This is a genomic window from Micromonospora sp. NPDC049257, assembly GCF_040678915.1.
GTDB lineage: Bacteria > Actinomycetota > Actinomycetes > Mycobacteriales > Micromonosporaceae > Micromonospora > Micromonospora antibiotica.
In genome coordinates, this window is sequence record NZ_JBFAQU010000003.1 from 55,293 (window position 1) to 71,600 (window position 16,308).

Annotated in this window: 15 protein-coding genes and 2 tRNA genes; 5 read left to right on the forward strand and 12 right to left on the reverse strand. The window is 72.1% G+C overall.

Annotated features, from left to right (window positions below):
- Positions 1 to 11: 11 nt before the first annotated feature.
- The 4 genes from AB0K25_RS06470 to AB0K25_RS06485 all read right to left on the reverse strand — a co-directional run bounded on the left by AB0K25_RS06470 (position 12) and on the right by AB0K25_RS06485 (position 1,616).
- A complete protein-coding gene (locus tag AB0K25_RS06470) occupies positions 12 to 383 on the reverse strand; it encodes a hypothetical protein (RefSeq protein ID WP_208568082.1) in 372 nt (123 codons plus the stop codon).
- A complete protein-coding gene (locus AB0K25_RS06475; RefSeq protein ID WP_219464573.1) occupies positions 376 to 777 on the reverse strand; it encodes a YbaB/EbfC family nucleoid-associated protein in 402 nt (133 codons plus the stop codon). The genes AB0K25_RS06470 and AB0K25_RS06475 overlap by 8 nt, the downstream gene beginning before the upstream one ends.
- A gap of 109 nt (positions 778 to 886) precedes the next feature.
- On the reverse strand, positions 887 to 1,177 hold the full coding sequence (locus tag AB0K25_RS06480; RefSeq protein WP_088644222.1) for a WXG100 family type VII secretion target: 291 nt from the start codon (positions 1,175 to 1,177) through the stop codon (positions 887 to 889).
- A 79-nt stretch (positions 1,178 to 1,256) separates the two neighbouring features.
- Positions 1,257 to 1,616 carry a WXG100 family type VII secretion target gene (locus AB0K25_RS06485; protein ID WP_244252578.1) on the reverse strand — a complete coding sequence of 120 codons (360 nt, stop codon included), beginning with the start codon at positions 1,614 to 1,616 and terminating at the stop codon, positions 1,257 to 1,259.
- Between the two features lie 248 nt (positions 1,617 to 1,864).
- Between AB0K25_RS06485 and AB0K25_RS06490 the strand changes: the two genes are divergently transcribed.
- A complete protein-coding gene (locus AB0K25_RS06490) occupies positions 1,865 to 2,923 on the forward strand; it encodes a hypothetical protein (protein ID WP_219464575.1) in 1,059 nt (352 codons plus the stop codon).
- Between the two features lie 16 nt (positions 2,924 to 2,939).
- A complete protein-coding gene (locus tag AB0K25_RS06495) occupies positions 2,940 to 4,973 on the forward strand; it encodes a hypothetical protein (RefSeq protein ID WP_357535137.1) in 2,034 nt (677 codons plus the stop codon).
- Positions 4,974 to 5,018: 45 nt separating this feature from the next.
- Here the strand turns inward: AB0K25_RS06495 and AB0K25_RS06500 are convergent, their stop codons facing one another.
- Complete coding sequence (locus AB0K25_RS06500; RefSeq protein ID WP_363818914.1) at positions 5,019 to 5,852, reverse strand: phosphoribosylaminoimidazolesuccinocarboxamide synthase; 834 nt, start codon at positions 5,850 to 5,852, stop codon at positions 5,019 to 5,021.
- Positions 5,853 to 6,008: 156 nt separating this feature from the next.
- Here AB0K25_RS06500 and AB0K25_RS06505 point away from each other — a divergent pair, with 156 nt between their 5' ends.
- Entirely contained in the window at positions 6,009 to 7,331 is a 1,323-nt protein-coding gene (locus AB0K25_RS06505) for an extracellular solute-binding protein (RefSeq protein WP_219470356.1), read from the forward strand.
- A gap of 31 nt (positions 7,332 to 7,362) precedes the next feature.
- Here AB0K25_RS06505 and AB0K25_RS06510 read toward each other — a convergent pair whose 3' ends face one another.
- The 5 genes from AB0K25_RS06510 to AB0K25_RS06530 all read right to left on the reverse strand — a co-directional run bounded on the left by AB0K25_RS06510 (position 7,363) and on the right by AB0K25_RS06530 (position 12,769).
- Positions 7,363 to 7,632 (reverse strand): hypothetical protein, encoded by a 270-nt coding sequence (locus AB0K25_RS06510; protein WP_208568077.1) that lies wholly within the window; start codon positions 7,630 to 7,632, stop codon positions 7,363 to 7,365.
- A gap of 225 nt (positions 7,633 to 7,857) precedes the next feature.
- A tRNA-Met gene (locus tag AB0K25_RS06515) sits at positions 7,858 to 7,931 on the reverse strand.
- A gap of 390 nt (positions 7,932 to 8,321) precedes the next feature.
- Positions 8,322 to 8,395, reverse strand: a tRNA-Met gene (locus tag AB0K25_RS06520).
- A 246-nt stretch (positions 8,396 to 8,641) separates the two neighbouring features.
- Positions 8,642 to 11,638, reverse strand: a complete 2,997-nt coding sequence (locus tag AB0K25_RS06525; protein ID WP_219464581.1) for a UPF0182 family protein — start codon at positions 11,636 to 11,638, stop codon at positions 8,642 to 8,644.
- Between the two features lie 117 nt (positions 11,639 to 11,755).
- Positions 11,756 to 12,769 carry a PDZ domain-containing protein gene (locus AB0K25_RS06530; protein ID WP_219464583.1) on the reverse strand — a complete coding sequence of 338 codons (1,014 nt, stop codon included), beginning with the start codon at positions 12,767 to 12,769 and terminating at the stop codon, positions 11,756 to 11,758.
- 182 nt (positions 12,770 to 12,951) lie between these two features.
- On the opposite strand from AB0K25_RS06530, the gene AB0K25_RS06535 reads away from it, so the two are divergent.
- The gene (locus tag AB0K25_RS06535; protein ID WP_219470358.1) at positions 12,952 to 14,181 is read left to right on the forward strand and encodes a zinc-dependent metalloprotease; all 1,230 of its coding nucleotides are present in this window, start codon (positions 12,952 to 12,954) and stop codon (positions 14,179 to 14,181) included.
- A 91-nt stretch (positions 14,182 to 14,272) separates the two neighbouring features.
- Here AB0K25_RS06535 and AB0K25_RS06540 read toward each other — a convergent pair whose 3' ends face one another.
- Together AB0K25_RS06540 and AB0K25_RS06545 are read right to left on the reverse strand one after the other, a co-directional pair.
- Positions 14,273 to 14,875 (reverse strand): hypothetical protein, encoded by a 603-nt coding sequence (locus AB0K25_RS06540; protein ID WP_219464585.1) that lies wholly within the window; start codon positions 14,873 to 14,875, stop codon positions 14,273 to 14,275.
- A 157-nt stretch (positions 14,876 to 15,032) separates the two neighbouring features.
- Positions 15,033 to 15,563, reverse strand: coding sequence for a M48 family metallopeptidase (locus AB0K25_RS06545; protein ID WP_208568143.1), 531 nt, complete (start codon positions 15,561 to 15,563; stop codon positions 15,033 to 15,035).
- A gap of 509 nt (positions 15,564 to 16,072) precedes the next feature.
- Between AB0K25_RS06545 and AB0K25_RS06550 the strand changes: the two genes are divergently transcribed.
- Entirely contained in the window at positions 16,073 to 16,240 is a 168-nt protein-coding gene (locus AB0K25_RS06550) for a DUF5679 domain-containing protein (RefSeq protein ID WP_007464795.1), read from the forward strand.
- The last annotated feature ends 68 nt before the right edge of the window (positions 16,241 to 16,308 follow it).

The window sequence follows — 16,308 nt, forward strand, 5'->3', positions numbered from 1 at the left end:
GCCGCCTCGGGTCAGCGCCGGCCACCGGCCCGGTCGATGTCGGTGGCGTTGTCGTCGTCGGTGCCGGTGTAGCTCCACATGGCGTCGGCCACGTACGCGCCGAGCTTGTCCATCGCCTCGCCGAGCTTGGGCACGGTGGCCTTGATCGCCTCGTTCATCTGCTGCCCACCACCGCCGGAGACCTCGACCGACTTGTGGTACGTCTTGAGGAACTCCTCGGTGAACTCGTCGCGCGGCAGCGTCCCGGGCGCGGCCTCCAGCGTGGTGATCGCGCCGAGCTTGCCGTCCATCGCGGTGGACATCGACTGCCCGTTGATCCGGAGCCGGTTGGCGATGCCGAGGATGTCGGCGACGCTCGTCCTGATCTCGACGAAGCTACTCATCGTCGTCCCCCTTCAGGCGCACGTCGGCGTCGTGGCTGTGCAGCAGCTTCTCCAACTGGGCCCCACCGGGGGACATCCGGCGCAGGTCGGGGGCGATGCTGCCGTCGAGGATCTCCTTGGACTGCTCGGCGGCGTCCTCCACGGCGAGCCGCACGGTCGCCACGATGGTGGCGGCCAGCGCCTTGGAGTTGGGGTTGCGGAACACCCGCGGGTCGATGTCCAGCTCCAGCAGGTGCCCCCGGGGGCCGACGACCGCCTTGACGGTGCGGTCGTCCGACCAGGCGGTGCCGGTCACCCGGAGCATCCGACGCTGCACGTCGTCCATTCCGGACCAGGCCTTCTTGAGGTCACCGATCATGGCGGTCAACGCGCCGAAGTTCGGTCGTTCCTCCATCGTCCCTCCCCCGAGGTCCCTTCCGCCGGGCAGCCTAACCGGGCCGACCCGGCCCCGGCCGCCCCGCCGGTCCGACGCCCTCCGGCCGGGAGGGCGTCGGACCGGACGGTCACATACCGGCGGCGATCTGCTGGTCGACCTGCTGCATCCGCTCGGCCGACGCGCCGAGCTTCACGCCGACCCGGGTCAGCGCCTCCTTGATCTCGGTGGCGCCCTGGTTCCACTTCTGCCGGGCCTCGTCGCACGCCTGCCCCGCCGGCCCCTGCCAGTCCTGCGCGAAGAGCTGGGTGAACTGGGTGTAGAGGTCCTGGAGGCTGCCGTCCATCTGGCCCTGGTAGGTGCCGATGGCGGTGGCCACGTCGGAGATCTGGGCGAAGTTGTAGGTGATGGGACTGCTCACTGGGGGGTCACCTTTCGCTGGTCACAGCGGCACGGGTCGCCCGGGAGGGTCGACGCGGCCGCGGCGGATACCGGCGGCGTCAGCCGCGCAGGATGCTCATCACGCTGGCGTCGCCGGTCTCGGCGGCGGCCTGGCGGATCTCGGTCGCGGCGTCCTCGTCGTTCATGCCGTACTGGGTGGCGGCGCTGGTCATCTTGCCGGACAGCTCGTCGAGCGCCGAGATGATCTTCTTCAGGCCGTCGTTGAGCTGCACGGAGACGTCCTGAAGCGCGTTGTTCGCCGAGCCGCGCATGCCGCTGCCGCCCAGGGCCTGCACCCGCTCGATGAGCCGTGCCATGCCCAGCGCGAGGCCCTCTCCGGTGTCGTTGCAGCGCGTCGCCATCTGGTTCAGCTGATCCTGGGTGGCGTGAACCTGACCCAGTCCAGGAGTGTCGGTCAAGGTGGACTCACCCGCTCCTCTGCTTGCGCCCCCCGGTCAGGGAAGCGTCCCCTCGATGGTGGTGGCCGTCGTGGCCGACCCTGACGGTAGCGCCCCGTAACGAATCGGGCTACCTCACTACGTCCAGAGTGGCTGGTCGGGGTGGCGACAGCGGCGATACCGGGTCCCGGCGGTGGTCGGCAGCGGTTACGCTCGGGGCGTTTTCCGGTGACACTCGGGCGGGGGCCCGCCGCACCAGGGGAGGTTCGGTGGCCGAGGACGACGGCAGCACGGGCGGCAGCAACCCGTACCAGCACGAGACCGAACAGAACACCCGGACCGACTGGCTGGGCGATCAGAAACCCGTCGACGTCGATCCGGACGGGCTGGTCGACTACGGCAAGAACATGGTCGTCATCCAGGAGAACCTGCAGAGCCACGGTGGCCGGTTGAGCCAGCTCGGCCAGTTGCCGCATCGCGCCTGGGAGGGCGCCGCGCTACCCGAGGGCGTCTACGTCCGCACCCAGCTCACCCTGAACTACGCCGAGTTCCAGCAGTACCTGACCTACCTGGGTGCGGCGCTGACCAACATCGGCATGGCCGCGCAGACGGTGGCGGACGCCTACGCCAACACCGACGGCTGGTCGGCGGCCTCGCTGGACGCGGTCCGGTTCGCCTTCGGCGAGGCCGACGCGCCACGTCCGGCCGGGCTGCCGCCGTTCGTCTCCGGCAAGACCTGGTGGGACCAGTACCTCGAAACGGTGTCGAGCGGTCAGGCCAACGCCGCGCCGACCCCCGAGCAGTTCGTCGACCAGGGTCAGCCCCGGGTCGCCCCGGACGGCAGCATCACCTTCACCGCGCTCGGCCCCGGCGGCGTGGTGCGCACCATCGTGCAGCGGTCGTTGCCCGGTGGCGTGGGCACCGAGACGGTCACCACCACGGCCGACGCCACCGGCAAGGTGCTCGACAGCAGCACCAGCCGGACGACCACGGTCGTCACCGGCAACTCGACGGTGGTCACCACCACCAACACCGACGCCGAGGGCCGGCGCACCGGCGGCAGCCGGGAGACCACGTCGTACGGCGTCGACGGCGGTCACACGGTGACCAGCGAGCAGCTCGACGCCGGGAACAAGCCGACCGCCACCCGGGTCGACGCGCAGCACGCCGACGGGACGCACACGATCACCACGACCGACGGCAAGGGCACCGTCACGCAGGAACTGCACATCGGTCAGGACACCGAGGGCGTGGACCCGGCCGAGCTGACCGACTCCCCCGCCAAGCGGGCGCTGGACGAGATCAAGCAGCACGACTACGGCATCTGAGCCCGGGGAGGACACCATGGCCGACTACTGGGGTGCCCAGGCCACGTACGCGCACGGTGGCCCGCGCGGCGAGGGCACCCGGTACGTCATGCCGCCGGAGAACCGGGACCTGAAGTTCACCCCGGCACCGGGCGGCGAGGGCGGGGCCACCATCGAGGCGGTCCGTCAGCAGGTGCTGGGGCAGCACCCGGAGGACATCTCGGCGCTGGCCGACCAGTGGCAGAACGCCTACAACCTGTTGCAGAGCATCCACCAGCAGTTGTTGTCCGCCAGCCAGACCCTGCACGACGAGCACTGGAAGTCCCCGCAGGCCCGCGACGCGTTCCTCAAGGCGGGGCCGGGCAAGACGCTGGCGTACCTCGACGAGTGGATGGACGCGGCCCAGCACAACGTGACCGCGCTGCGGGCGATGGTCGGCATCGCCCGCGACTCCCGGGCGGAGATGGAGCGGCTCTGGACGGAATACCGGGAGGCCATCGACGACGCTAAGAACTCCGACGGCTGGACGCAGTTCTCCGAGGGTTTCAAGCAGGGCTTCACCCTGGGTCTGTACGACGGCGAGAAGGGCATCCAGGCGGCCGAGGCCGAGGCGGTCCAGGAGAAACAGCAGGAGTTCAACCGCCGGGCGCAGGAGTTGGCCCGACGTACCGCCGACGACTACGTCGAGACGTTGAGCAAGGTCAGCGGCGGGCACGGTCCGCCGTTCTTCCCGATGGACGCGGTGCTCAACCCGGTCGGTCACCCGCCGTGGCGCGGGCCGGTCGGCGTGCCGCCACCGGTGGGGCCGCCCGGTGTGCGTCCGCCCGGCGGGACTAACCAGCCCTCGACTCCGGTGCGGGCGGTGCCCCGACCCACCCCGACCGATCCGGATCAGTTGGCCCGGCAGGTGCTGGACACCCTCAGGCCGCCGCCGGAGACCGGGGCGCCGGTTCCTACGCCCGGCACCGACGAGCGGGCGGGTCCCGCCGTGACGCCGCCGCCGGTGGTCGCGCCGCCGCTGGTCGCGCCGCCACCCGGCCTGCCCACCGGTTCACCCGGGTTGAGCGGCGTGAACGCCAATGCCAACGCCGCCGGGGTGGGCCGGGCCGGGCTGGTCCGGCCGCCGGGCCTGGACGGGCTCACCGGTGAGCGGGGTGGGTTGCGCAGCGGGGTGCTGCGCGGTGGTGCCGGAGCGCCGGGAGTCACCGAGCCGCCCCAGGCGTCGTTGCGTTCCCCCGGTGCGAACGCCACCCCGCCACCGACGGGCGGCCGGGCCGCGCCGCCGGGCGGGCTTCGCCGGCCCGGTGCCCCGTCGGCGGCGACCCCACCGCCGGGGGTACGGGATGCCGGCGGCCCTTCGACGACGGGGGCGCCGCACTCGCCGGGCACCCGCCGGCCGGGCACCGGGCAGGGGGAGGACGAGGCGCGACGCGGGTCCGTCCGCCCGGGTGCCGGCGACGCCGACCTGTTCGGCCGGCCGGCCGGTGAGACCACCGCACCGGTGTTGCACAGCCGTCGTCCGGAGGTTCGACGGGCGGCCGGCGGTGGCCGCGCCACGGGGGAGCGGGCCGGCGACGCCGCTGCGGCGACCCGGCCGGGCACCACCCCGTCCGTGCTGGGCAACCCGGCCAGGAGTGTCGCGGTGCCGGGGACGCCCCGGTCGAAGCGACGTGACCGGGGCGACGCGGCACGCCCGGCGGCCTCGGGCGGCGAGTGGCTGGCCGACGGCCGGTCGGAGGCGACCGCACCGGTGCTGGACGCGCCGGCCGCGCCACCGTCCGGCGGGCGGGTGTCCCGGCTGGAGGAGGTGCCGGGCGCGTTGCGGGGTCGCCCGTCGGCCGGGCCGGCACCCCGACCGGCACGGGGCGGGCAGCCGGTGCCGCCGGAGCTGGCTCCCCGGCGGGCCACCGCCGCGCGGCACGACGACCGGGACGAGGGCCGCGACGGCCCGGGGATCGTCACCGACGAGCAGGCGTTCAGCGTGGAGACCCCGGGTGGCGGTGTGCTCGGCAAGCAGGCCGAGGACCGCTCCTACCGGGCCGAGCCGAAGACCGTCCTGGGCGGCAACTGACCCTGTTCCCGGCCCGCCCGTGCAGCGCCGGCCGGGAACGGTGGGTCAGGACCAGCGTTCGCCGGTGAGCCGCTCGTAGACGTCGACGTAGCGGGCCCGGGTCGCCTCGACCACGTCGGCCGGGACCTCGGGCGCGGGGGGCTGCTTGTTCCAGCCGCTGCTGGTCGCCCAGTCCCGGACGTACTGCTTGTCGTAGGAGAACTGGGTGCGACCCGGCTGGTACGACTCGGCCGGCCAGTAGCGGGACGAGTCGGAGGTGAGCACCTCGTCGCCGAGGACCAGGGTGCCGTCCGCCGCCCAGCCCAGTTCGATCTTGGTGTCGGCGACCAGGATGCCCCGGTCGGCGGCGAGTTCCGCGCCCCGCCGGTAGACGTCGAGGGTGATCTGGCGCAGCCGTTCGGCGGTCTCGGCACCCACCTTGTCCACCACCTCGGCGAAGGTGATCGGCTCGTCGTGCTCCCCGGCCGGCGCCTTGGTCGACGGGGTGAAGATCGGCTCCGGCAGGATCGACGCCTCGACCAGGCCACGTGGCAGCGGCACGCCGGAGACCGCGCCGGTGCGCTCGTACTCCGTGCGGCCACCGCCGGTCAGGTAACCCCGGGCGACGCACTCGACGGGCACCATGTCCAGCCGGCGGCAGCGGATCGCCCGACCGGCGAACTCGGCGGGCACCTCGGTGGCGGAGATGACGTGGTTCGGCACCAGGTCGGCGAGTTGCTCGAACCACCAGAGCGACAGGGCGGTGAGCAGCCGACCCTTGTCCGGGATCGGGGTGGGTAGCATCACGTCGTAGACGGAGATCCGGTCGGAGGCGACCAGGATCAGGTCGTCGCCGTCGGTGTAGACGTCCCGGACCTTGCCCGAGTGCAAAAGTTCCACGCGCCCTAGTACACCACGGGTGCCCGGCCCGCCGGTGCGCCCACCCGGAGCCGGGGCGGCCGGCAGGCCGACCGGCCCGTTGACACCCACCTGCGCCACCTGCGTGAATGATCCGGCTACCGGCCCACCCCTTCCCAGGAGCACCCGTTGCCCGCTGTGCGTCCCCCGCTGCCCCGACCCGGCATCGACCCGGCCCGCCGGCGGCTGCTCGGTGCACTGCTCGGGCTGCCGGTGCTGGCCACCGGCGGCCTCAGCGGGTGCGGCGTCGAGGAGGAGTCACCGGTACAGGACGGCCCGGTGGAGCTGTCCGTCTTCTGGTACGGCGGCACCAAGCGGGCGGAGGCCACCGAACGGGCCCTGCGGCTCTATTCGGCCCGGAACCCGCTGGTCACCTTCCGGGTGACCTGGCAGGGGCAGGGCGGCTACTACGACCGGCTCGCCACCCAGGCCGGCGGCGGTAACGTGCCCGACCTGTTCCAGATCGACGACTCGATGCTCGGCGAGTACGCCCAGCGCGGCATCCTCCTGGACCTCGGCGGCTACGTCGACGACGGCCGGATCAACCTGAACACCCTGCCGCCCGGCCTGGTGGACTACGGGAAGATCGACGACCGGGTCTACGGCGTGCCGGCCGCGCAGACCCACGCCGCCGTGGTGTTCAACCGCGCTCTGCTCCGCCGGCTCGGGGAGCCCGAGCCGACCACCGCGATGACCTGGGCCGACTACCTGAGCTGGGCGGCCCGGGTGACCCGGGCCGGCGGCGGCCGGGTCGCCGGCTCGATGGACCCGTCGGGCGACCACCGCGCACTGTGGCTCTGGCTGCGTGGCCTGGGCACCAAGTTCTACCAGGGACGCCAGTTGGGTTTCGGCTCGGCGGCGCTGCTGGACTGGTTCGAGTTCTGGGAACGGGCCCGCAGCCAGCAGGCCACTCCGGCGGCAGCGCTGGTCGACCGGGCCGACGGCGGCGAGCCGGCCCGACAACTGGTCGTCACCGGGCACACCGCCGCGTCGTTCGCCTGGTCCCACCAGTTGCCCGAACTTCAGCGCTACTGCGACGACGAGTTGACCCTGGTCGGCTTCCCCGGCCCCCGGGCCGCCCAGTGGGACCGGGCGTCGATGTACTGGGCCGGGTTCCGGGGCACCCGTCATCCGCAGGTGGTGGCGGACGTGGTCGACTTCCTGACCAGCAGTGTGGAGGTGGGCCGGCTGCTCGGCGTGGAACGGGGGCTGCCGGCCAGCCTGACGGTGCGGCAGGCGGTGGTCCAGACCATCGACGATCCGCTGGCCGAGCAGGTCGCCGCCCTCGGTGAGGCGCTGCGCCAGCAGGTGGGCCCGGCACCCGAACCGCCGCCGAAGGGGCACGGCGAGGTGCGTGACCTGCTCACCGAGGCGGCCCGGAGCATCCGCGCGGGGCGCTCCGGGGCGCGGGCGGCGACTACCCAGTTCATGGCCCGGGCCCAGGCGGCCCTGGCCCGGTGACGGGTCAGGGCCGCCTGGGCCCGGTGACGGATCAGCGCGGCGGACGGCTGCGGCGGTTGCGCATCAGCAGGACCACCAGCAGGACGATGCCCCCGACCACCACCAGGCAGCAGAGCAGCCCGATGACGCCGAATCCACCGCCCCTCGACCGGCGACGGGCGGCCTCCACCACCAGTTCGCCGGTGCCTGTGGACGCCCACGCGGCCACCGGCACGAAGACCGAGAGGACGACCGCGCCGAACACCGCGCTCAGCCGGCCCCACCACGTCACGGCAGTTGACTTGTTGATCCCAGTAGACATGCCCTCATCCTGACCGAGGAGAGCAAGTCCGGCACCCCGAAGCACCCGCCCACCCGGCCCCAGCTCCGCCCGGGCTGAGCTCCGCCCGCCGCCGCCCGCTCCGCCCGGGGCTGAGCTGGGCCCGGGGGCTGGGCCGGGGTGCCGGAGGCGACAGGCGGGTCGCCGGAGACGGGCCACAGACGGCGACAGGCCCCGGAGGGTAAACTCCGGGGCCTGTCGTAACAGTAGCGGGGACAGGATTTGAACCTGCGACCTCTGGGTTATGAGCCCAGCGAGCTACCGAGCTGCTCCACCCCGCGTCGGCTAGATAAGCTTAACCCACCCGCCAGACGGAGATCAGCCGGCCCCCCAATCCGCCATCCGCCCAGCTCACGCCCGCCCACCACGCCGCACCACGGCTCCACGGCTCCACGGCTCCACGGCTCCACGGTGTCGGGGCACGGTCACCGGGCAGCGGGACCAGATTGCCGGTGGAGAGGCGACATGCCGGTGAGGATGCGCGTAAACGCAATCTGATCCTGGGCTGCCCACCCCCGACGGGCAACTTCGTGAACCCGGAAACGAACGTGGGAACCCGGAAAGGGCCCAGCAGAACCGGTGGAAGAACCACAAACCGGTGGGTCGACGAGGGAACCCGGAGAGAGAAAACGACAGGCCCCGGAGAAGAAACTCCGGGGCCTGTCGAACAGTAGCGGGGACAGGATTTGAACCTGCGACCTCTGGGTTATGAGCCCAGCGAGCTACCGAGCTGCTCCACCCCGCGTCGCCTGGTTAACCGTAGCGCACCGACCCCCGGGCCCGCAAAACGGCCCCGGACGGGTCACCGTGGGCCCTGCGGATCAGGCCCGGCGCAGCTCGACCGACACCGGCCCGTCGCCCTCCGCGTCGCGTACCACCTGCGCCGGGGACGGGCAGCGGCGTCGCCGGTGGCGGGGCGACCGGCCGCAACGGCGACGGGCCCCCGATCCCGACTCGGATCGTGGGGCCCGTCGACGCGGGAGCGGGTGGGTCAGCCGCCGGAGGACGGTGCCGGCGTGGCGGGTGGGTTGCCGCCGGACGGAGCCGCCGGGTTGCCCTGCTGAGCCTGCTGGAAAGCGGTGATCGCCTCGTCCAGCGCCTTCAACGCCCGGCCGTACCGCTCGAAGTCGCCGGACGCCTGCGCGGCCTTGACCTCGGCGATCGCCGTCTGGACCCGCTGGGCGGCGGCAGCCAGGTCACCGCTGGGCGGTGGGCTGCCCGCCCCGGCCGAGGGTGAGGCCGACGGCGACGCCGAGGGGGAGGTCGGCGGGGGTGGCGTCTCGCCGCTCGGCGGTGGGGTGCTCCCCTGCCCGGCCCGTTTGCCCTGCTCGACGAGCTGCTTGATGCCGTCGCTGACGTTGTTGGCCAGGACCACGTACGAGCCGCCGTCGCCGTAGGACAGGAGCACCTTCTGCAACAGCGGGTACGCGTCCTGCTGGTTGCTCTTGACGTAGACCGGCTCGACGTAGAGCATCCCGTCGGCGAACGGCAACGACAGCAGGTTGCCGTACTGCACCTGCGCCTGGTTGGAGGAGAGCAGGTTCAGCTCGGTCCGGATGGTCGCGTTGTTGGTCATCTGCTGGTGCACCTGCACCGGGCCGGAGATCCGGGTCTGGTCGGGTAGCTCCAGCACCTCCAGCTTCGGCTGCCCGTCGACGTACGACCCGGAGATCAGCGCGGCGAGGTTCTGCCGTCCGTTCGGGGTGACCGCCGAGGTGAGCTGGAACCGTGGGGCGTCCTGGTTGGGGAACTGGGTGAACAGGTAGTACGGCGGCTGCTTCTGCCCGCTGTCCGGCGCGTCCGGCACGTTGGGCACCTGCCAGAAGTCCTGGCCGGAGTAGAAGTCGCCGGGGTTGGTGACGTGGAACTTGGTGAGCAGGTTGCGCTGCACCTTGAACATGTCGGCCGGGTAGCGGAAGTGCGCGGCCAGGTCGGCCGGGATGGCGCTCTTGGGCAGCACCAGGTCCCCGCCGAACGCCTTGTTCCACGCCTTGAGCACCGGGTCGCCGTCGTCGAACTCGTAGAGGCGGACCGTGCCGTCGTACGCGTCGACGGTGGCCTTCACCGAGTTGCGCATGTAGTTGACGTTCTCCCGGGCCAGCTGGAAGGTGCCCCGGTTGGTCAGCTCGTCGGTGGTCTCCTGCTGGAGGTTGATCCGCTCGGCGTACGGGTAGGTCGCCGCCGTGGTGTAGCCGTCGATGATCCACTGGACCTTGCCGCCCACCACCGCCGGGTACGGGTCGCCGTCCAGGGTGAGGAACGGGGCGACCTTCTCCACCCGGTCCCGGGGGTTACGCACGTACAGCAGCTTGGAGTTGTCGTTGACCGCCTCGGAGAGCAGGAAGTTCGTCTCCTGCTCCTTGATCGAGTAGAGCAGCCGCCTGGTGAACGAGCCGATCTCGACGCCGCCCTCACCGGTGTAGGTGTAGTACTGCTCGCCGCCGGTGGTCGGGGTGGGCCGGTCGAACTCGGCGTTCTTGCCCTTCTCGGTCTGCCCGACGATGGCGTAGTCGTCGGCCTGCATCCGCTCGCCGTAGTAGATCCGCGGCTGGCTGGCCGGGATCTGCTCGGCCTGCGAGGAGCACGCCTCCTGCGCCTTCTCGCCGAGGAAGCCGGAGACGAAGTACGGCTGCCCGCCGCAGACCACCTGGTTGGCCGGGGCCGCGACCAGGCCGTAGCCGTGGGTGTAGACGGTGTGCCGGTTGATCCAGTTGTTCTGCTGGTCGGTCAGCTCGCCGTAGTTGATCTCCCGGACCCCGACCACGTAGTCGGAGGTCTTGTTCTCCACCGAGTAGCGGTCGATGTCCAGCTTGGGACCGAAGTCGTAGAACCCCCGGACCTGCTGGAGCTGGGTGTACGTCTCGGAGACCAGCTGCGGGTCGAGCAGCCGGACGTTCGGCACCACCGAGGTGTCGGTGGCCAGGCTGGGCGGGGGGACCAGGTTGCTGGCCGCGTACCCCTTGGTCTGCACCTCGGATATGTCGAACGCGGCGCGGGTGGCGTCGATGCTGCGCTGGATGTACGGGGCCTCCTTGTCCCGGGCGCTCGGCTTGACCTCGAAGGTCTGCACCGCCCACGGGTAGATGCCGCCGATCGCGACGGCGGAGACCCCGAGCAGGGCCAGCGAGATGCCCGGCCAGACCAGGTTCCGCATCACCGCGTTGGAGAAGACGATGATGGCGATCGCCACCACCACCGAGATGTACGCCAGGATCTCCTTGGCCGGCAGCAGCGCGTTGACGTCGGCGTAGCCCGCGCCGTACAGCTTGGCGCCCTCGTTGTACTCCAGCAGCATGGCCCGCCGGTCCAGCACGTACGCGATGGCCTTGAGTAGGACGAAGACCGCGACCAGCGTGCTCAGGTGGGCCCGCGCGGCGCCTGTCATCCGGTCGCCGACGCCCTGCAGGCGTACCCCGCCGAAGATGTAGTGCACCGCCAGCGCGCCGATCAGGGCCAGCACCACGGCGGTGAAGCCGACCCCGAGCAGGTAACGCCAGAACGGCAACTGGAAGACGTAGAAGCCGACGTCGATGCCGAACTCCGGGTCCTTGACGCCGAAGTCGCCACCGTTACGGAACAGCAGCCACTGGGTCCAGCGGCCCTGCGCGGAGAGCCCGGCGAACAGGCCGAGCACCACGGCGGTCAGGCTGATCCAGGTGCCGATCCGGGGGGCGAGCAGCATCCGGTACCGCTCGAGGGTGGCCTGCTCCAGCGAGTGTGGGCGCAACGTCGGCCGCAGCCGGTACGCCAACCACAGGTTGCCGCCGACGAACGCGGCCAGGCCCAGCCCGACGGTCAGGAAGAGCAGCGTCCGGGTCAGCAGCACGCCGGTGAAGACCTGGGTGTAGCGGACCTCGTCGAACCAGAGCCAGTCGGTCCACGCCTGCACCCCCCAGCCCAGAAGGGTGAACAGGAGGAACACCCCGACCAGGACGCCGATGGTGACGCGTCCGCGCCGACTCATCCTCGGCAGGGGGCTGCTACGCATGGCCACTGTTTGGCTCCGCACGCTCGATGTGATCGGCTCCGGACAGGCACCCAGAGTACGGGGTGTTCCTGAACGTCACGGGTCAGGTCGTGCCCGGCCTGTCCGGCGTGCCCGCCCTCAGCAGCGGGTCGGCTCCGCACCGGCGCGCAGGGCGTCCAACGCGGTCAATGCCTCGTCCAGCGAACCGACCTTGAGCATGGGCAGGCCGGGCTGCGGGTTGCGGACCGCCTCGGCACAGTTGTCGGCGGGCACCAGGAACGCCTTGGCCCCGGCCTTCTTCGCCCCGACCAGCTTCTGGGCGATGCCGCCGATCGGGCCGACCCGACCCTCGTCGTCGATGGTGCCGGTGCCGGCGATGACCTTCCCGCCGGTCAGGTCCTCGGGCTTGAGCTTGTCGATGATGCCGAGGGCGAACATCAGCCCGGCGCTCGGACCACCGATGTCCTTCAGGTCGATCTTCAGGGTGAACGGGTGCGGCTGCCGCTGGTCGGGGACCACCCCGATCCGGGGTCGGCCGTCGGACTCCCGGCTGGTCACGGTGGCGGTGCCGGGGGCGCCGTCGCGGACGTACCCGATGGTCAGCGCGGTGCCGGCGGGCTTGCCCCGGACCAGCTCGACCAGCCGGGACGCCGAGGTGACCTTCGCGCCGTCGACGGTGGTGACCACGTCGCCGGCCTTGAGCGAACCGGCCGCCGGCCCGTCCGCGGCGACCTCCTTCGCCACCACCTCGACCGGGTAGCCGAGCTTGACCAGCGCGGCGGTCTCGGCGCTGCTCTGCGAGTTCTGGAAGTCCTCGGCGTTGCGCTTCTCGACCTCCTCCTGCGACTCGCCCGGCGGGTAGACCAGTTCCCGGGGGACCACCGCCTCGTCCTTCGACAGCCAACCGACGATCGCGGCACGCAGCTTCACCGTCGGCTGCACGCCGACCGTGGTCATCCGGAGCTGACCGGCGGAGGTGGACGTCTCCCGGCCGGTGACCTGGATGACCTCCCGGCCGTCGGAGGTGCCGAGGGTGTTCACCGTCGGCCCGGGGCCGAGCACCACGTACGGGATGGGCGCGCCGAGCACGCCGATGCTCAGCAGGGTGGTGAGCAGAGCACCGAGGAGGACGGTCACGCCACGACGTCTCATGCGGCAGAGCGTACCGACCGGGGGCGGCGGGTCCGGCAGGCTACGGCGGACTTCGCCCTCAGCGCAACGCCGACGGCGGCTACCAGGGGCGCGGCGCGCGTACCGTAGACGTCGTGCCTGATATTCCGTTCGGTTTCGCGCTCCCGGGTGGGCAACCACCAGACCCCAACGATCCCGCGCAGATGCAGCAGTTCATGTCGCAGTTGCAGCACCTGCTCTCCGCGCCGGGCAGCGGGCCGGTCAACTGGGACCTGGCCCGCCAGGTGGCCGCCAGCCAGCTCGCGGCCACGGGTGACCCGATGGCCTCACCGTACGAGCGGCACGCGGTGGAGGAGGCGCTGCGGCTGGCCGACCTCTGGCTGGAGCCGGCGTCGGCCTGGCCGACCGGCATCCGCCTCTCCGTGGCGTGGAACCGCAACGAGTGGATCTACAAGACGCTTGACGTCTGGCGCAAGCTCTGCGACCCGGTCGCCAGCCGGATGGTCGGCGCGATGGGTGACCTGGTCCCGCCGGAGGCCCGCGCCCAACTCGGCCCGATGCAGTCGATGGTCGCCACCCTGGGTGGCGCGCTCTTCGGCGGCCAGCTCGGCCAGGCCCTCGGGCAGCTCGCCGCCGAGGTGCTCTCCGCCGGTGACATCGGCCTGCCGCTCGGCCCGGCCGGCACCGCCGCGCTGATCCCGGCCAACATCCGGGTGTACGGCGAGGGCCTGGAGCTGCCCGAGGACGAGGTACGCCTCTACGTGGCCCTGCGCGAGGCGGCCCACCAGCGGCTCTTCGAGCACGTCCCGTGGCTGCGCGGGCACGTGCTGACCGCGGTGGAGAACTACGCGTCGGGCATCCGGGTCAACCGGGAGGCGATCGAGGAGGCGATGGGCCGGGTCGACCCGACCGACCCGGAGTCGATGCAGGCGATCGCCCTGGAGGGGATCTTCACCCCGGAGGACACCCCGGCGCAGAAGGCGTCCCTGGCCCGGTTGGAGACGGCGCTCGCGCTGGTCGAGGGCTGGGTCTGCCACGTGGTGGACAGCGCGGCGGCCGACCGGCTGCCCAACGTGGTCCGCCTCGGCGAGGCGTTCCGTCGCCGCCGGGCGGCCGGTGGGCCGGCCGAGCAGACCTTCGCCGCGCTGGTCGGCCTGGAGCTGCGACCGCGCCGGCTGCGGGAGGCGTCGGCGCTCTGGGCGGCGCTGACCGAGCACCGGGGCATCGCCGGCCGGGACGCGGTCTGGGGCCACCCCGACCTGCTCCCGTCGGACGCGGACTTCGCCGACCCGGTGGCCTTCGCGACCACCTCGACGGATCTCGACGACGAGCTGGCCACCTTCGACTTCACCGCTCCCGGCGGCCCCGAGGAGCAGGCGCCGGGCAGCCGTCCCCGCACCGACGACACCGACGGCGACACCGACCGGCCCTGACCGCTGCGGACCAGCCGCGACACCGGCCGGACCCGCCCGATCACCGGGCAGGCCCGGCCGGTCGCCGTTGGTGGTCAGGTGCGGTGGCCGGTCAGGTGCGGTGGCCGGAGAGCAGGGCGCGGGTCGCCTCCCAGCCCTCGACGGCCGGGTCGAGGGCGGCCAGGTCGGCCGGGCCGCGCAGCCGGTGCCAGCCGGGGGTGACCGCCACGTCGGTCGGGGCGGGCGCCGCGCGCCGCAGGTCCGCCGGCCCGGCGGCGTCCAGGTCCAGCGCCGGCAGCCAGCCGGGTACGGGTAACCGGCACGCCACGCCGAGCAGCCCGGGGCCACCGCCCTCGACCGGAGCGACGGCGACGGGTCGACTGGTCAGCGGTCGGAGCAGCTTGCCGAGGGTGAGCCCCGGCAGGTCGGGGGCGTCGGCGACGACCACGGCAGCCTGGTCGTACCCGTCGAGGGCGGCCAGCACGGCGTCGACGGTCGGCTCGGGCACCTCGTACACGGGGGTGTCGGGCCAGCGCACCGCGTCGGCCAGCCAGCGGTCGGCCGGGGTGACCGCGAGCGCGGTCTCCACCTCGGCGAGGGTGGCGAACAGGTCCACCACGTCCTCGGCCAGCGCGGTACGCCAGCGCGTCAGCTCGACGCCGGGCGGCGACCAGGCGACCGGAGCGAGCAACGCCACCACCACCCGTCGGAGCATTCCCCGACTGTAGTGGGCACCCTGTGGGTGATCGACTCCTGTGGGCCGAAGTGGTGGCGTCGACGCCCGGCGGACCCCGCTACCTGCGCCCGGACGAGTCGATCTGCACCTGGACGAGTCGATCGACCCACGGCCGGACGGTCGACGGGGGTTGCGGTCAGCCGGCCACCGGGACGGCCGAGGCGGCGGCCACGCCCTCCAGATAGCCCCGGGCCCGTTCGGTCTTGGCGTACCGGCCGACCAGGGCCCAGAAGCGGGCGTTGTGGCTCGGCACGATGAGGTGCGCCAACTCGTGCAGCAGCACGTAGTCGAGCACCCACTCGGGCATGTCCTGGAGCCGGTGCGAGATCCGGATGGTCCGGTCGGCGGGGGTGCAGGACCCCCATCGGCCGTTCTGGTTGGTGACCCACCGGACGCTGGCCGGCAGGGTCTCTCCGCCCTGGTCGGACAGGTACAGGTTGATCAGGCGGAGGGCCCGGTCGAGCAGCTCGTTGTCGTTGCGGGCCAACCGGCCCTCCCGGGCGGCGAGCCGGGCGAGCATCCGGTCGACCCACTCGCTCTCCTCGGCTCGGGAGAACTGGTCCGGGATGAGCACCACGACCCGTTCGCCGTCCCGGTAGGCGGACACCGTCCGTCGCCGGCGCTGACTGCGCCGTACCTCGACGACTGGCTTCCGCGCCGCCATCAGTGGGCCGCGCAGCCGTGGTTTCCTGCCACGAGGGAAAGCTAATGCGTACTGACCAGGGGTCCGCAAGGGTCAACACCCCGACACGCGCCCAGAAAATGGGGGTTAGTAGTAAGGAGTCCGAAAAAAACTGGTGGTGACCATGAGGCTGGACCCTCGTCACCCTTCGTGGCGAGACCGACCGCCCCCCACCGGGCGCGATCTCCACCGTAGTTGATCAGCTCCGGTAGCGTCGCCGCACCCCCGTCCGGGGGACCTCCCCTGGCACTCCACACGGCGTGTCCCCGGCAAACTCACTTATCCCGCCTATTTCGGGATGCACACTCTCGACGTCGACTTGCTCACAGTGTCGATGCACAGCTGACATGGAACCGCCCAGAGCTGGGTAGGGTCCGCCAACCGGCGGTCACGTGGGTGGCCGCGGAGAAGGACCCGGCGCCGCGCCCCGCGTGGCCCGCCGCCGGGAGAACCGCCGGACCGACGTGCCCGGCGGACGAGACGAGGAGGCTACCGTGGCCGACCAGGCCCAGACCTACAACGGTTACTGCGTGAAGTGCAAGGAGAAGCGGGACTTCGAGGGGCACGTCGAGGTCTCGAAGACCGGGATGAACATGGCCAAGGGCAAGTGTCCGGTGTGCGGCACAACAGTGAACCGCATCCTGGGCAAGGCCAAGGTCTGACCCGTCCGGGTACGACGCTGGAGGGGCGGCCGGTCGGCCGCCCCTCCGGCACGTCCAGCCAGCCCACG

Excerpts from the sequence above, each read along its gene's own strand:
- AB0K25_RS06470 (WP_208568082.1), bottom strand. The coding sequence starts at position 383 with ATGAGTAGCTTCGTCGAGATCAGGACGAGCGTCGCCGACATCCTCGGC.
- AB0K25_RS06475 (WP_219464573.1), bottom strand. The coding sequence starts at position 777 with ATGGAGGAACGACCGAACTTCGGCGCGTTGACCGCCATGATCGGTGAC.
- AB0K25_RS06495 (WP_357535137.1), top strand. The coding sequence starts at position 2,940 with ATGGCCGACTACTGGGGTGCCCAGGCCACGTACGCGCACGGTGGCCCG.
- AB0K25_RS06510 (WP_208568077.1), bottom strand. The coding sequence starts at position 7,632 with ATGTCTACTGGGATCAACAAGTCAACTGCCGTGACGTGGTGGGGCCGG.
- AB0K25_RS06525 (WP_219464581.1), bottom strand. The coding sequence starts at position 11,638 with ATGCGTAGCAGCCCCCTGCCGAGGATGAGTCGGCGCGGACGCGTCACC.
- AB0K25_RS06530 (WP_219464583.1), bottom strand. The coding sequence starts at position 12,769 with ATGAGACGTCGTGGCGTGACCGTCCTCCTCGGTGCTCTGCTCACCACC.
- AB0K25_RS06535 (WP_219470358.1), top strand. The coding sequence starts at position 12,952 with ATGCAGCAGTTCATGTCGCAGTTGCAGCACCTGCTCTCCGCGCCGGGC.
- AB0K25_RS06540 (WP_219464585.1), bottom strand. The coding sequence starts at position 14,875 with ATGCTCCGACGGGTGGTGGTGGCGTTGCTCGCTCCGGTCGCCTGGTCG.